Below are 14,410 nucleotides of genomic sequence, written 5' to 3'. Positions count from 1 at the left end.
ATGGTGCGGTGGATCGGCCGCTTACTGCACGTCGACGTAGTCACCGGCGGCGCTGACCGCCGAGGTGCTCGCGTTGCCCGCGAAGGAGAAGCGGTAGTAACCGTCGGCCGTGGCGGTGGTGGTGGTCTTCAGGTTGCCCTTGGAGTCCGCCTTGAGGGTCTTCAGCGTGGTGTAGGCGCTGGCGCCCTTCTTCTTGTACTGGAGCTTCACGGACTGCGAGCCGTAGCCGCCGTACTTCAGCGACTCCCAGTCGGCGCGGGTGAGGGCACCGGTGACGGTGAGCGTCTTGCCCTTCTTCACCGGCTCCGGGGTGGCGTTGGCCGTGAGCTTGGCGGCGCGCTGGAAGGAGAAGGAGCCGGCCTTCTCCTTCCAGATGTAGTCCTCGTCGTTGGCGTCCACCCACGCGTCCACGTACCAGGTACCGGCGCTCTTGTTGGTGAGGTAGTCCGTCTTCGGGTCGATCTTCACCGAGGCGGTGCAGGTGGAGGTGGTGGCGTTGACCTTCGTGCAGGCCGGCTTGCCCGTCGACGCGAAGCCGTTGTCCGGACCGAAGAGGTCGAACGCGTCGGCGCCCTTGATGCCCGAGTCGTCCGTGGCGGTCACGCTGACCTTGACGGTCACCGCGCTGGTGGTGCCGATCTGCACCTTGTTGTCGCCGTCGACGACCACCTTGGTGATCTTGGTGTCGCCCTGGCCGCCGTCGGCCTGCGCGGCCGGGACGGCGAGGGCGGACAGGGCCAGAGCGCCGCCCACGACGGCGACAGAGGCACGGATGCGCATGTGAGGTCCCCACGTTGAGATGCTGGGGAGTCTGATGACTCCGCAGATGTGACGCGGGGACAATGTGAAAGGTTGTACGACTGGTGTGATGTTCGTGGAGGACCTGTCGAGGTCAGTCGAACCAGCGGTCGCGGGCCAACTCCTCGGTGCGTGACGGGTCTTCGAGCAGCGCCGCCACCTCGAACCGCCGCGGCCACTGCCCCGCCGCCCACGCCAGCCCCGCGGCCACGCCCTCCAGGGTGGCCGCGTGCAGCACGCCGTCGTCGGTCAGCCGCCAGTCGATCTCCACGCCGTCCACGACGAGTTCCCCGTGCTCGACGTACGTCCGGGGCGTCCCCGGGCCGAGCAGCACCCGCACCGGGTCGGGCACGTCGTGCTCGGTCCCCTCGGAGTGCACCTCGCCGGTGACGGACTCGCTCAGCCGCCGCACCTGGAACAGCTCGGCGAGTTCGGCGGCGACCGCCGGCCGGACCGGCAGCAGCGGCACCCCGGAGGTGAACGGCAGCAGGTCGGGCGAGTCGACCACGACGGCCCGGCCGGCGTCCACCACCTCCACCCGCCCGTCCACGACGGCCCGCAGCTCCTCCGGCAGGGTCACCTGCTCGGGGTCCAGCTCCGCCAGCGCCCCGTACAGCCCGTGCAGCTGGGCGGCCGTGACCGGCCGCTCCGGATCGGCGAGCCGGTCCAGCAGCTCTGCGGCGCCGCCCGGCTCGTCCAGCAGCGCACCGACGGAGGTGCGCACCCCGAGCGCCCGCAGCACCTGCTCGTCCTCGAACCCGGTGGCGTCGGCCTCGTCGTACAGGCCGCGCAGCAGCGGGTCCCCGCCGGCCGCGCGCAGCCCCGCCGGGCGCCGCCCGTCGAGCACCGGGTGCCCGCGCAGCCACCAGGCGGTGTACGGCCGTACGACCTCGTGGGTGCCGTCGGGCAGCAGGATCCGCACGGGCTGGGTCAGCGCGTCCCGAAGCGGCGGCCGGGCCAGCAGCGCGAGCGCCTCGGGCCAGTGGTCGTCGTCCACCAGGTCCAGGTCCCGTACGGCGACGAGTTCGGTGGCGACCGGCGGCACCGGGCTGTCCGGGAACCGGTCGAGGACGTCCTCGCACCACACGTCCACGGCGTCCAGCAGCCCCGCGTCGTCGGGCTCGGCGTAGTCGCCCTCGCGGGGTTCCAGCTCGTCGGGGTCGAGGACGACGTCGGTGGCGCGGACGAGTGCGAAGTCGGCGAGCACCCCGCACGCGGCGAGCGGCTGCTCGCCCCACTTCTCGGCCAGCTCGGCGTCCACGGCGGCCAGTTCGCCCTCCCGGATCACCCGGGCGAAGGGGCTGCCGGGCAGCACCAGTTCGCCGGCGGGGGCGAGTTCACCGTCCTCGTCGGGCAGCGCCAGCGCACCCAGCCAGGGCTCGTCCCCCGGCTCCAGACCGGCGTCCCGGACGAGGGCGAGGACGGTGTCGGCCAGCTCCTCGGCGTCCAGCGCGTCCTCCTCCCAGCCAAAACCGCCGTCGTCCTCCAGGGAGCCCGCCACGGCCGCCCGCACCTGAGGGGTGGTCAGCACCGCGCGCGGGGTGGCGGGCAGCGCGCCCAGCTTCTCCAGCAGCGGGTGCGCGGCGTCCTCGTGGGCGACCTTCAGCCCGAGCCGCCCGAGGACGTCCGGGTCGATCCGGGCACCGTCCGGCGTGGGCAGCAGCACCTGCCGGGGCCCGATCACGGTCCGGCCTCCCCCGCTGCCGAAAGCCTGGGAGGTGCCCCCGGCAAGCGGCACCGGCAGCCCGGACAGCCGCTCCGGGTCGACGCCGGCGAGGCTGTCGTACAGCCGCCGCCACCAGCCGGGCTCCTTGTCCAGCCCGGCGAGCCGGTCGACGGCCTCGGCGAGCGGCAGCCGGGCCACCCCGAGGGTGCGCAGCTCGACGCGCCGCTCCAGCCCGGCCGGCAGCAGGGTGGGCAGCACCTCGGCGAGCACCCGCACGGTGTCGGCGCCGGCCCCCTCCACGATCTCGGCGTCCCGCGGCCGCAGCGCCTCCGGCAGCTCGTCGTCCTTCCCGGCCTCGACGGCCGGGGGCAGGAAGGCGGTGCGGGGCAGCCGGTCCAGGACGGCCTGGCGCAGCGCCCCGTCCAGCTCGCCCTTGCCGAGCGGTCCGGGCACCAGGTCGATGAGCCCCTCCCCGACCGGACGCCACTCGGCGAGCAGGTCGGCGTAGGCGTCGGCCGCGCGCTGCACCAGGAAGTCGGTGAGGGGGCCGGGGGCGGTGTGCCGGCGGGTGGTGTCGAGGGGGAAGGAGGCGATGAGCAGCGCGGGCACGCCCAGCGGTTCGTCGCTCGGGGTCGGCGCGTGCACCACCGGGCTGGTCCGGGGGCGGACCGGGGCGCCGTAGGCGTCGACGGGCACGGCCCAGGTCACCGACCAGTGGGGGCGCAGCCGCTCCTCCACGGGCCGGTCGGCGAGCAGGTCCGGGGTCAGTGCCCCGTGCGCGGAGGCGGTACGCCAGTTCGTGATGCCGTCGCGGGAGTCCTCGACCACCGTGAAGGGGCCGTCGGTGCGGCGGCCGAGCGTGCGCGGTGCCTCCCCGTCGATCTCCACGACGACTTCCGCCAGCCCCGGCAGGGCCAGGAGCAGGGCGTCGTCGACACCGTCGAGCAGCCGCTCGGCGAGACCGGCGGCGGCGGCGTCGCGCAGGGGCAGGATGACGGCGGTGTCGTACGGCTCCGGGGCGGTGCCCTCGGCGGCGAAGGGCAGCCGCAGCAGGGGCACGTGCCCGTCCCGGCGGCGCACCTCGTCCCCCAGGCCCGGACTGTGCCGGGCGACGTCGGCGGCCAGTTCCCGCGCCTCCGCGAGGGACCAGCGCACGCCCCCGTGCCGCCCCACGAGCGCCGGTTCGTCGGTCACGGCGAGTACGGCGGCGAAGCCGACCCCGAACCGGCCGACGGCACCGTGGGTCGTCCCGGTGTCCCGCTTGGCGGAGGCGCGCAGCGTGGACAGCGACTCGACACCGGCCGCGTCCAGCGGTGCCCCGGTGTTCGCCGCCACCAGCACCCCGTCGCGGAGGGTGAGCCGCAACCGCCCCGGCACGCCGGCCCGCGCGGCGGCGTCGGCGGCGTTCTGCGCCAGCTCCACCACCAGCCGGTCCCGGTAGCCCCCGAGGACGAGATCCTCCTCGGCGTTGGCGTCCTCCCGGAAGCGGGCGGGGCTGGTCGCCCAGGCGTCCAGGACACCGCGCCGCAGACGGGCGGTCCCGAAGGGATCGGCCCCCTCGGCCGCCGGTCGCACGAACTTGCTCACGTCCACTCTCCATCCTCCGCGTGAGGACGAAGGTACAGCGCGCGGGAGGGAGGCCATCAACGCGGACGGGGCGGGTAGGCGGTAGTGACCATCCGTTGGCACGAAGGTGCCGTCGCACGAAAGTGGTGGCCTCCCATGCCCGAGACACAGGACGTAGTCGAGCTCATCCTCCGCGACCACCGGCGTATGGAGGACCTGTTCCGCCTGATGCGCAGCGTGGAGGCGGACCGGGCCGCGGCGCTGGAGGAGTTCGCGGACCTGCTGATCGCCCACGCGCTCGCCGAGGAGGCCGAGGTCTACCCCGCCCTGAAGCGGTACAAGAACATCGACGACGAAGAGGTCGAGCACGGCGAGCACGAGCACGACGAGGGCAACCAGGCCCTGCTGGCCCTCCTGGAGGTCGACGAGGTCGGCTCCGAGGAGTGGGACGAGAAGCTGGAGGAGCTGGTGCAGGCCGTCACCCACCACGCCGACGAGGAGGAGCGCACCATCCTCAACGGCGCGCGCGAGAACGTGGCCATGAAGCGGCGCGAGGAGCTGGGCGCGGCGTTCCGGGAGGAGCGCGAGCGCCGGCTGAAGTCCGGCTGCGGCTCGGTGGACAACGTGCGCCGCATCGTCGGCTCCTGACCGCGCGCCGCCGGCGGGCGGCCGGCGGGCCGCGGCCGCCCTGGGACGGCCGGCGGGCCGGCGCCGTCAGGGCCCCGGCCCAGGGTCCGGCCGCACGGCGCGGCCCAGACCGGCCCGGGCCGCCTCCAGCTGTGCGGCGAACGCGATGCCCAGGAACAGGGCGACGCCCGTCAGGTTGGCCCACAGCAGCAGCGCCACGAACGCCGTGAGGGGCCCGTACACGGCACCGAAGGAGCCACTGTGGGAGACGTAGAGCGCAAGCAGCCAGGTCGCGGTGACCCACAGCACCAGGTGGACGGCGGAACCGAACGCCAGCCAGGTGTAGCCGGGCTGGTCCCGCCGCGGCGACCAGCGGAAGACGACGGCGGAGGCGGCCCAGGCGAGGACCGTGCCCACCGGCACCTCCAGGGCGCCCCACCAGCCCGGGGGCCGGCCCGTGCCCAGTGCCTCGGTCGTCGCGGTGGTCACGGCCTCGCCGGCGACCAGCACGAGGAAGCCCAGCACCATCGGCACACCCGCCGCGAAGGCGAGCAGCACGGCCCTGCCGTACTTCCGGGGGAAGGACCGGTCCCGTTCGACGCCGTAGATGCGGTTGGCGCCCCGCTCGACCTGGCCCATGGCCGAGGCCAGGTTCACGACGGAGAAGACCAGGCCCAGGCAGAGCGCGACCGTGCTCCAGGTGTCGGAACCGGCGGTGCGGCGGGTGCCGCGCAGCGCCTCCCGGATCACGTCGGAGCCGGCACCCGGCACGATCCGGGACAGGGTCAGCTCGATGATCCGTCCCACGCTCTCGGTGTGCGCGGCCGTGGCGAGCCCGACGAGCGCGATGGTGAACGGCACCATGCCGAGCACGATCTGGAAGCCCAGGGCGCGGGCGTTGGTGAACCCGTCGGCGTAGCGGAACCGGGAGAAGGCGTCGCTCAGCAGCCGTACGCCCCCGTACCGCCGCAGCGCGGTGAAGGCCTCGTCGCCGGAGAGCTCCTCCCCGACCATGTCCCGCGTCTGCGGGACGTGCACCACCGTCCCCATGGTCGCGTTCCTCCTCACCCGTGGCCGCGGCCACGCCCCGCGCGGTCCCCTTCAACCTGCCCGCACGGGCCGGACCCAGACCCCCGACGCGCCCGGCGGGCGGCGTCCGCCGGGCGCGTCCCGGTACGGTCTTCGCGGTCGTTGCCATCCCTACGGTGTCCCTACCGCGTCAGACAGGAGGGCGATCACATGGCCGAACTGCGCCTTGGACCGCTGCTGAGGTACACGGACGGCTCCCGCGCGACCGTGTGGGTGGAGACCAGCCGCCCCTGCACGGCCGAGGTGCGCTGCTCGGACGGCGCCGGCGGCACCGCCCCCACCTTCCAGGTGGCCGGGCACCACTACGCGCTCGTCACGGTGACCGGGCTGCGACCGGACGGCTGCTCCTACGAGGTGTTCCTGGACGGCACCCGGGTCTGGCCGCTGCCCGACTCCCGTTTCCCGCCCAGCGTCATCCGTCCGCCGGGCTCGGGCGACGCCGTCCGCGTCACCTTCGGATCGTGCCGCTGGGCCGCGCCCCCGGCCGACGGCAAGGACCCGGTCGGCCCCGACGCCCTCGACACCCTCGCCCGCCGGCTGTCGGCCGACCCCGGCGCCGAGCGCCCCGACGTCCTGCTGCTCCTGGGCGACCAGGTCTACGCCGACGAGACCTCCGAGGCCACCCGGCGCTGGCTGGCCGCCCGCCGCGACCTCGACCAGCCGCCCGGCGGCCAGGTCACCGACTACGAGGAGTACTGCCACCTCTACTACGAGTCCTGGCTCGACCCCCAGGTGCGCTGGCTGCTGTCGACCGTGCCCAGCTTCATGATCTTCGACGACCACGACATCGTGGACGACTGGAACACCTCCGCCGCCTGGCTCGCCGACATGCGCACCACCGACTGGTGGCAGGGCCGGCTGCTGAGCGGGCTGATGTCCTACTGGGTCCACCAGCACCTGGGCAACCTCTCCCCCGCCGAACTGGCCGACGACCCGACCTGGGCCGCCGTACGCGCCGCGGCCGACGGCACGCCCGCGCTGCGCGCCCTCGCCGAACGGGCCGACGCCGACCTCTCCTCGGTCCGCTTCAGCTACCGGCGCGACTTCGGCCGGGTCCGGGTGGTGATGGTGGACTCCCGGGCCGCGCGGGTCCTCGAAGAGGACCGCCGCGCCATGCTCGACGCGGAGGAGGCCGCCTGGCTGCGCGAGCAGGTCCTGGCCGACGAGGGCTCCTACGACCACCTCCTGCTCGGCACCTCCCTGCCCTGGCTGCTGCCGCACCTGGTGCACGACACCGAGAGCTGGGACGCGGCCCTGTGCGCGGGCGAGCGCGGCAAGCGCTGGGCCCGCTTCGGCGAGTGGCTGCGCCGCGGGGCCGACCTGGAGCACTGGGCGGCCTTCCCCCGCTCCTTCACCGACCTCGCCGGCCTCATCGCCGAGGCCGGGTCCGCGACGGACGCCCCGGCCAGCGTGTGCGTGCTGTCCGGCGACGTCCACCACGGCTACATCGCCGAGGCGTCCTGGCGGTCCGACGGCCCCGGCATCCCCGTCGTCCAGCTCACCTGCTCACCCGTGCACAACTCCGTGCCGCTGACCATGCGGATCGGCTTCCGCTTCGGCTGGAGCGCGCCGGCCCGCCTCCTGGGCCGCCTCCTCGCCCGCCACGGCCGCTGCCCCCGGCCGCCGGTGCGGTGGCGCAAGCGCGGCGGACCGTGGTTCGGCAACCAGCTCATGACCCTGACCCTGCGCGGCCGCGCGGCCCACCTGCGCCTGGAGCACTCCGGCGAGGACGGCATGCTCCGCACCGTCCACGAGGCCGAGCTGACCGTCGGGTGACTCGGCGCCGGGCGGCGTACGACACGACGGCCCGTCCGGCCGGCTGCCGGCCGCGGAACAACTGCGGTATCGGGAGCTGCCGTTGACCCCGCGGAGCTGATCGTGGCGGAGCGCGCCGCCGACGCCGCCGCCCACGGCCGGGTCGCCGGGCGGGACGGGAGACCGTGGTGGGCGGAGGTGCGGGTGGGCCCGGGGGTGCGCCGAACGGTGCGGCGGCGGCCGGAGGTCAGGAGTGGCCGAGTTCCGCCGTCTCGTCGTCGCCGGTCTCCGGGACCGATCCCGAGTCGCGGGCCGGGCGGAGCGGGAAGGGGTCGACCCGGGTCTCGTCGATCACCGGTGCCGCGGGCTGCGGGGGCTTCGGCATGACCGCCGCCTCCGAGTGGCCGCCGCAGCCGTAGCCGAGGGAGACCACGCGGCCGTCGGCCGGGGAGAACTCGTTGGCGCAGACGCCGAAGGCCTGGCCGAGGGAGCCGCCGATGGGGGTCAGGAAGCCGCAGCTCATGCAGGTGGCGGGGGCCGCCTGGGCCATCGCCGTCTTGGGGCCGAACGCCTCTTCCCAGCGGTCGGCGGCGACGTGCAGGCCGTAGCGGGACAGGACGCGGGCGCGGCGCATGCCGAGTTCCTCGGCCACCGCGGCGATCGAGCCGCGGGACGGCGCCGTCGGCTGGACGGCGGGGGCGCCCGGGGAGACGTCGGCGTCCTCGGCCTCCGCCAGCTCCCGCATCTCCTCGGAGACGACCGAGTTCGGCGGGGGCTGCTCCTCGGCCGTGTAGCCGGGCTCCAGGCGCAGGTCGTCCTGGTCGGTGGGGAGCAGGTCGCCGGGGCCCAGGTCGCCGGGGCGCAGGCGCTCGCTCCACGGGACCCACTCGGGGGCGAGGAGGGCGTCGGGGCCGGGCAGCAGGACGACCTCGTCGAGGGTGACGACCTTGGCCCGGGAGGCGCGGGCCACCGTCACGGCCCAGCGCCAGCCGCGGTAGCCCAGCTCCTTGCACTCGAAGAAGTGCGTGACAACACGGTCGCCCTCGGAGAGCAGGCCGGTGTGCTCGCCGACCACGCCGGGGGCGGCGGCCTCCTCGGCGGCGGCACGGGCGAGGTCGACGGCCTCGGCGCACAGACGGTCGGGGGTGCGGCTTCGCGTTGTCGCTGCGCTCACAGGTATCGCTTCTCTCCTACGCCGTCTCGTCGAGTGCGGCTGCCTCCGGCGGTTCAGCCGACGGAGCGGACCAGGGGACCGCATCGACGTCTGCATCCGCGCGCCCGGGCGCACCTCTGCCATCCATTCTGCGTTATGGCTGAGACAGGCACGCTACACCGGACGGGATTCGCGCATATTCCCACCCGCCCACCTGAAGCGGCCACGGGGAAGACGCGGGCCCCGGTTCACGGGACCGTACGCCGCCATACGCGCCGTATCCGCACTATCCGGCCGCTTCTCGGGGCACTATGAACGTCGTGACAGCCGCGGACAAGCTGAGTGGCCGGGGCGGCGGTTCGGGCCGGGTGGGTGGTGCCGTCCGCGCGGTCGGCCGTGCCCTGCACCTTCCCGTCACCGGCACGGCACGGGGGATCCGCAAGGCCACGCACGCGCACGGCGCCGGCGAGTCGGGGCTCGGCAAGCTGATCGAACTGCACGCGGTGAACGGCGCCGGGGACGTCATGGTCACCGTGGCGCTGGCGTCCACGGTGTTCTTCTCCGTGCCGACCGACGAGGCGCGGGGGCGGGTCGCGCTGTACCTGGCCATCACCATGGCGCCGTTCACGGTCCTCGCCCCCGTCATCGGCCCGCTGCTGGACCGGCTGCCGCACGGGCGGCGGGCGGCGATGGCCGGGGCGATGCTGGCGCGGGCGCTGCTCGCACTGATCATCTCGGGGGCGGTGGCGAGCGGCAGCCTGGAGCTGTACCCGGCCGCGCTCGGGGTGCTGGTGGCGTCCAAGGCGTACGGGGTGGTGCGCAGCGCGGTCGTGCCGCGGCTGCTGCCGCCCCGGTTCTCGCTGGTGAAGGCCAACTCCCGGGTCACCCTCGCCGGGCTGCTGGCCACCGGTGCCGCGGCGCCGGTGGCGGCGGGACTGCACGCCCTCGGCGACCCGTGGCCGCTGTACGGGGCCTTCGTGATCTTCGTTGCCGGGACGTTTCTCTCGTTCACCCTGCCGCCCGTGGTGGACTCGGCCAAGGGCGAGGACGTGGCGCTGCTCGCGGCCGACGAGCGGCATCTGCACGGGCCGCGCCGCCGCCAGGTGAGACGGCCGGGGCTGCGGACCGTGGGGCCGGCCGTCACCCACGCGCTGGGCGCCAACGCCGCCCTGCGGTGCCTGTCCGGCTTCCTGATCTTCTTCCTCGCCTTCCTGCTGCGCGAGCATCCGCTGACCGGGGAGAGCGCGGCGGTCTCCCTGGGCATCGTGGGGGTCGCGGCCGGGGCGGGCAACGCGCTGGGCACGGCGGTGGGGGCCTGGCTCAGGTCACGCGCCCCGGAGATCATCATCGTGACCGTCGTCGCGGTGGTGCTCGGCACCGCGGTCGTCGCCGCCGTGTTCTTCGGGGCGTTCCTGGTGGCCTGTCTGGCGGCGGTCGCCGGGTTCGCGCAGGCGCTGGCCAAGCTGGCGCTGGACGCGCTGATCCAGCGGGACGTGCCGGAGCTGGTGCGTACCTCGGCGTTCGCCCGTTCCGAGACGCTGCTGCAGATGGCGTGGGTGTTCGGCGGCGCGGTCGGCATCGTGATGCCGCTCAACGGCACGGTCGGGCTGCTGGTCGGCGCCGCGTTCGTGTCCGTCGGCTGGCTGACCACGCTGAAGGGGCTGCTCGCCTCGGCCCGGCAGGGCGGCCGGGCCCGGCTGGCGTAACGAACCGGGCACGCCGCACCCCGCATGGGCGGGTGCCTGCGGGCGCCCGATAGCCTTCGGCCATGACCACGCTGCACTCCGCATCGCGACGCCGCCGCGCCGTCGCCGTCGCCGGCGCCGTTTCCGCCGGACTGCTCGTCCTGTCGGCATGCGAGAAGCCGTCTCCCGTCGCGACGCTCACCGTCGGCGGGAACTCGGTCAACTCCGAGGCCGTCTGCTACAACGACGGCAAGGCGCTGAACGAGAAGTCGCTCCAGGACTGCCTCAAGAACGCCGACGACGCGAAGTCGATCAAGGTGGGCCAGGACGAGACCGTCCGCATCGGCGTCGACCCCGAGATCGCGGACGAGGGCTGGATCGTGCTCGTCAACGGCCGCCAGTTCAGCGACTACAGCAAAGAGACCTACCGCACGATCCCGAGCAGCGCGTTCTTCAACGTCCAGTACGGCACGCAGGGCGAGACCAACACGCTCGTGATCCAGATGGGCGAGAAGACGAAGCAGGGCTTCTGGTCCTTCAAGCTGAAGAAGGGCTGATCACGGCCTCCGCGCGGATCCTGGTCGCCACCGCGGTCCCCGTCGAGCGGGACGCGGTGGCGCGGGCGTTGCCCGCGGCGGCCGAGGAGGTACGGCTGCCGGGCGCGGACCTGCGCCGGACGGCCGCGGGCTGGGACCTGCTGGCCGCCGGTGTCGGCCCGGCGCTCGCCGCCGCGTCCACCGCCGCCGCCCTCACCGCCGCCGCGCTGGCCGGCCGCCCCTACGACCTGGTCGTCTCGGCCGGGATCGGCGGCGGCTTCGCGCCCGGGGCGCCGCTCGGCTCGCTCGTCGTCGCCGACGCGATCACCGTCGCCGACCTGGGCGCGCAGACCGCCGACGGCTTCCTCCCGGTCACCGAACTCGGCTTCGGGACCATCACCCACCGCCCGCCGGAATCACTCGTACGAGTCGTGTCCGAGGCCACCGGCGCCCGTACCGGCACGATCCTGACCGTCTCCACCGTGACCGGCACCGCGGAGCGCGCCGCCGCCCTGCGCGCCCGGCACCCCGGCGCGCTCGCCGAGGGCATGGAGGGGTTCGGGGTGGCCGAGGCGGCCGCCGCGCACGGCGTGCCCGTGCTGGAGCTCCGCGCGGTCTCCAACCCGGTCGGGCCCCGCGACCGCGCCGCCTGGCGCATCGGCGACGCCCTCGACGCCCTCACCGAGGGCTTCGGGAAGCTCGCGCCCGCACTGGAGAGTTGGAACCCACATGACCACTGAGCCCCTCCGCATCGCCTACTCCCCCTGCCCGAACGACACCTTCGTCTTCGACGCCCTCGCCCACGGCCGCGTCCCCGGCGCGCCCGCGCTGGACGTGACCTTCGCCGACATCGACATCACCAACGGCATGGCCGAGCGCGGCGAGTTCGACGCGCTGAAGGTGTCGTACGCGGTCCTGCCGTACGTCCTGGACACCTACGCGCTGCTGCCGTGCGGCGGTGCGCTGGGGCGGGGCTGCGGGCCGCTGGTGCTGACCCGCGAGGCGGGAGCCGACCTGACGGGCCGTACGGTCGCGGTGCCGAGCGAGAAGTCGACCGCCTACCTGCTGTTCCGCCTCTGGGCCGCGGACACGCTGCCCGGCGGGGTCGGGGAGATCGTGGTCATGCCGTTCCACGAGATCATGCCGGCCGTGCGGGACGGCAAGGTGGACGCCGGACTGGTCATCCACGAGGCCCGGTTCACCTACCGGAACTACGGGCTGCACAAGCTCGCCGACATGGGCGAGCACTGGGAGCGGACCACCGGGCTGCCGATCCCGCTGGGCGCGATCATCGCCAGGCGCTCGCTGGGCGCCGAGGCGCTGCGCCGGCTCGCCGACTCCGTCCGCGCCTCCGTGCGGGCCGCCTGGGACGATCCGGAGGTCTCCCGGCCGTACGTCATGGCGCACGCCCAGGAGATGGACCCGGCCGTCGCCGACCAGCACATCGGGCTGTACGTCAACGAGTTCACCGCCGACCTCGGCGAGGACGGCTACGCGGCGGTCCGGGGGCTGCTCACGCGTGCGGCGGCCGAGGGGCTGCTGCCGCCCCTCGGCCCTGACGCGCTCGCTTTTCCCTGACGGATTCCCGGATTCCGCGACAACGGCCGGGACGGGCTCAGACGTCCAGCTGGTCGGCGACCGCGCGGAGCAGACCGGCGATCTTCTTACCGGACGTCTTGTCCGGGTAACGGCCCTTCTCCAGCATCGGCGTGATGTTCTCGAGAAGGGTCGTCAAATCCTGCACGATCGACGCCAACTCGTCCGGCTTCTTGCGCTGGGCGGCGGCGACCGACGGCGTCGGGTCCAGCACGATCACCGACAACGCCTGGTCACCGCGCTGACCGGCGACCACCCCGAACTCCACGCGCTGTCCCGGCTTGAGCGAATCGACTCCGGCGGGGAGAACCGAGGAATGGACGAAGACGTCACCGCCGTCGTCGCGGGAGAGAAAGCCGAAGCCCTTCTCGCTGTTGAACCACTTGACCTTGCCGGTAGGCACGTCTGTCCTCGTCCTCGTACTCGTTGGGAAAACTACTTCGGAAACGGCTCTTGATAGCACGAGAGCGGGTCGACCACGACCCGCCGATACCAAGCGCTACAAGGCTAATGCTCTTCGCGCGGGTGACAAGACGTCCCCCGGTTGTTCTCTCGCGCAGGGAACTACCCTGGTGGGGTGCGTGACAAAACCCAAACGAATTCCGCCGCGCCCGGTGACCGACTGATCCGCGCCGGTGCCGTCGTCTTCTTCCTCGGGGCCGTGGCCACCCTCGTCACGGTGGCCCCGCTGCTCCTCGGGTGGAAGCCTTTTCCGACCTACATGTTCGGTCTGAGCATGCTCATGGGCGTCGGATTCCTCGTCGCCGGTGCCGGTGTCCTGCGGTCCGTCGCCGCCGGACGGCGTCAGGCGCGGGAGGCCGCCCCGGGCGCCTCGCGGTAGCCGGACAGCCACGACGGGAAGGCGTGCAGGTCGGTCAGGACGACGTCCGCGCCGGCCGCGCCGAGTTCGTCGGCCGGGCACGGGCCGGTCGCCACGGCGACCGAAAACGCACCCGCCGCGCGGGCTCCGCGTACGTCTCCGACGTGGTCGCCGACGTAGACCCCGGCGCCGTGTTCGCGCAGTGCCGCCGCTTTCTGCTCGGCCCACAGGTCGCCGACCACGACGTCCGGTTCGATGCCGAGGTGGGCCAGGTGGAGCCTGGCGTTCGGCTCGTACTTCGCCGTCACCACCATCGTCCGGCCGCCGGCCGCCCGCACCGCGGCGATCGCCTCCCGGGCGCCGTCCATGGCGGGTGTCGCGGCGATGGCTATGGACGGGTACATCTCCCGGTACAGATCGGCCATCGCCGGCACGTGCTCCGCCGGGAACCAGTGGATCAGCTCCTCCACGAGGGGCGGGCCGAGCCGGGTGACCGCCAGATCGGCGTCGATGAACGTCCCCGTCCGCTCTGCCAGGGCCAGGTAGCAGGCGCGGATGCCCGGCCGGGAGTCGATGAGCGTCATGTCGAGATCGAACCCGACGGTGAGGGAGGAGACCATGCCCGCCATTCTGCCGGTCCACCCCGACGCCCCGGGGGACCGGGCGGGCTCTCGCCACGGGAATGACCGACATCCGCCGGGCGCGGGTCACGTGGGCCGGGCGGGCTCCCGCCGCGGGGGATGACCGTCATCCGCCGGGTGCGGGTGCGTCGTGGCTGATCGCGCAGTTCCCCGCGCCCCTGCAGGGCGCCCGTCCGCACGGCACCGACGAAGCGGGCGGAACGGCAGCCGGCCCAGGGGCGCGGGGAACTGCGCGAAGGGGCACCACGGGCCCGCGGACGAGTACGGCGGCGCGGCGTCAAGAGGGCACGGTGCCGATCGAAGCGGGCGGAACGGCAGCCGACCCAGGGGCGCGGGGAACTGCGCGAAGGGGCACCACGGGCCCGCGGACGAGTACGGCGGTGCGGCGTCAAGAGGGCACGGTGCCGATCGAAGCGGGCGGAACGGCAGCCGACCCAGGGGCGCGGGGAACTGCGCGAAGGGGCACCACGGGCCCGCG

At 74.0% G+C, this 14,410-nt stretch carries 13 protein-coding genes; 7 read left to right on the top strand and 6 right to left on the bottom strand.

The window, feature by feature from the left end:
• Positions 1 to 21: 21 nt before the first annotated feature.
• Entirely contained in the window at positions 22 to 780 is a 759-nt protein-coding gene (locus ABZ576_RS04945) for a calcium-binding protein (protein ID WP_360735850.1), read from the bottom strand.
• 112 nt (positions 781 to 892) lie between these two features.
• Positions 893 to 4,051, bottom strand: coding sequence for a molecular chaperone Hsp90 (locus ABZ576_RS04940; protein ID WP_360735848.1), 3,159 nt, complete (start codon positions 4,049 to 4,051; stop codon positions 893 to 895).
• Positions 4,052 to 4,186: 135 nt separating this feature from the next.
• On the opposite strand from ABZ576_RS04940, the gene ABZ576_RS04935 reads away from it, so the two are divergent.
• Complete coding sequence (locus ABZ576_RS04935) at positions 4,187 to 4,678, top strand: hemerythrin domain-containing protein (RefSeq protein WP_360735846.1); 492 nt, start codon at positions 4,187 to 4,189, stop codon at positions 4,676 to 4,678.
• Positions 4,679 to 4,744: 66 nt separating this feature from the next.
• Here ABZ576_RS04935 and ABZ576_RS04930 read toward each other — a convergent pair whose 3' ends face one another.
• Complete coding sequence (locus ABZ576_RS04930; RefSeq protein WP_360735844.1) at positions 4,745 to 5,707, bottom strand: YihY/virulence factor BrkB family protein; 963 nt, start codon at positions 5,705 to 5,707, stop codon at positions 4,745 to 4,747.
• Between the two features lie 189 nt (positions 5,708 to 5,896).
• On the opposite strand from ABZ576_RS04930, the gene ABZ576_RS04925 reads away from it, so the two are divergent.
• Positions 5,897 to 7,522: an alkaline phosphatase D family protein gene (locus tag ABZ576_RS04925; protein ID WP_360735842.1), complete on the top strand. Its 1,626-nt coding sequence runs from the start codon at positions 5,897 to 5,899 to the stop codon at positions 7,520 to 7,522.
• 226 nt (positions 7,523 to 7,748) lie between these two features.
• Here ABZ576_RS04925 and ABZ576_RS04920 read toward each other — a convergent pair whose 3' ends face one another.
• Positions 7,749 to 8,675, bottom strand: a complete 927-nt coding sequence (locus tag ABZ576_RS04920; protein ID WP_360735840.1) for a DUF3027 domain-containing protein — start codon at positions 8,673 to 8,675, stop codon at positions 7,749 to 7,751.
• 290 nt (positions 8,676 to 8,965) lie between these two features.
• On the opposite strand from ABZ576_RS04920, the gene ABZ576_RS04915 reads away from it, so the two are divergent.
• The 4 genes from ABZ576_RS04915 (at position 8,966) to ABZ576_RS04900 (ending at position 12,453) form a co-directional block, all read left to right on the top strand.
• The gene (locus ABZ576_RS04915; RefSeq protein WP_360735838.1) at positions 8,966 to 10,360 is read left to right on the top strand and encodes an MFS transporter; all 1,395 of its coding nucleotides are present in this window, start codon (positions 8,966 to 8,968) and stop codon (positions 10,358 to 10,360) included.
• 62 nt (positions 10,361 to 10,422) lie between these two features.
• Positions 10,423 to 10,896 (top strand): DUF2771 domain-containing protein, encoded by a 474-nt coding sequence (locus tag ABZ576_RS04910; protein ID WP_360735836.1) that lies wholly within the window; start codon positions 10,423 to 10,425, stop codon positions 10,894 to 10,896.
• A 17-nt stretch (positions 10,897 to 10,913) separates the two neighbouring features.
• Positions 10,914 to 11,615, top strand: coding sequence for a futalosine hydrolase (locus tag ABZ576_RS04905; protein ID WP_360736644.1), 702 nt, complete (start codon positions 10,914 to 10,916; stop codon positions 11,613 to 11,615).
• Positions 11,605 to 12,453 (top strand): 1,4-dihydroxy-6-naphthoate synthase, encoded by an 849-nt coding sequence (locus ABZ576_RS04900; protein WP_360735834.1) that lies wholly within the window; start codon positions 11,605 to 11,607, stop codon positions 12,451 to 12,453. The genes ABZ576_RS04905 and ABZ576_RS04900 overlap by 11 nt, the downstream gene beginning before the upstream one ends.
• 37 nt (positions 12,454 to 12,490) lie before the next feature.
• Here ABZ576_RS04900 and ABZ576_RS04895 read toward each other — a convergent pair whose 3' ends face one another.
• Positions 12,491 to 12,874 (bottom strand): cold-shock protein, encoded by a 384-nt coding sequence (locus ABZ576_RS04895; RefSeq protein ID WP_030989397.1) that lies wholly within the window; start codon positions 12,872 to 12,874, stop codon positions 12,491 to 12,493.
• 174 nt (positions 12,875 to 13,048) lie between these two features.
• On the opposite strand from ABZ576_RS04895, the gene ABZ576_RS04890 reads away from it, so the two are divergent.
• Positions 13,049 to 13,312, top strand: coding sequence for a hypothetical protein (locus tag ABZ576_RS04890; protein ID WP_360735832.1), 264 nt, complete (start codon positions 13,049 to 13,051; stop codon positions 13,310 to 13,312).
• On the opposite strand, the gene ABZ576_RS04885 is transcribed toward ABZ576_RS04890, so the two are convergent.
• Entirely contained in the window at positions 13,276 to 13,920 is a 645-nt protein-coding gene (locus tag ABZ576_RS04885; RefSeq protein ID WP_360735830.1) for an HAD family hydrolase, read from the bottom strand. The genes ABZ576_RS04890 and ABZ576_RS04885 overlap by 37 nt on opposite strands.
• Positions 13,921 to 14,410 lie beyond the last annotated feature (490 nt).

Origin of the sequence: Streptomyces sp. NPDC013455, assembly GCF_040632975.1 — a bacterium.
Classification (GTDB): domain Bacteria; phylum Actinomycetota; class Actinomycetes; order Streptomycetales; family Streptomycetaceae; genus Streptomyces.
The sequence above is the reverse complement of the archived record's forward strand: the minus strand, read 5'-3'. Positions and strand labels throughout refer to the sequence as shown.

Excerpts from the sequence above, each read along its gene's own strand:
- ABZ576_RS04945 (WP_360735850.1), bottom strand. The coding sequence starts at position 780 with ATGCGCATCCGTGCCTCTGTCGCCGTCGTGGGCGGCGCTCTGGCCCTG.
- ABZ576_RS04935 (WP_360735846.1), top strand. The coding sequence starts at position 4,187 with ATGCCCGAGACACAGGACGTAGTCGAGCTCATCCTCCGCGACCACCGG.
- ABZ576_RS04930 (WP_360735844.1), bottom strand. The coding sequence starts at position 5,707 with ATGGGGACGGTGGTGCACGTCCCGCAGACGCGGGACATGGTCGGGGAG.
- ABZ576_RS04925 (WP_360735842.1), top strand. The coding sequence starts at position 5,897 with ATGGCCGAACTGCGCCTTGGACCGCTGCTGAGGTACACGGACGGCTCC.
- ABZ576_RS04915 (WP_360735838.1), top strand. The coding sequence starts at position 8,966 with ATGAACGTCGTGACAGCCGCGGACAAGCTGAGTGGCCGGGGCGGCGGT.
- ABZ576_RS04910 (WP_360735836.1), top strand. The coding sequence starts at position 10,423 with ATGACCACGCTGCACTCCGCATCGCGACGCCGCCGCGCCGTCGCCGTC.
- ABZ576_RS04900 (WP_360735834.1), top strand. The coding sequence starts at position 11,605 with ATGACCACTGAGCCCCTCCGCATCGCCTACTCCCCCTGCCCGAACGAC.
- ABZ576_RS04885 (WP_360735830.1), bottom strand. The coding sequence starts at position 13,920 with ATGGCGGGCATGGTCTCCTCCCTCACCGTCGGGTTCGATCTCGACATG.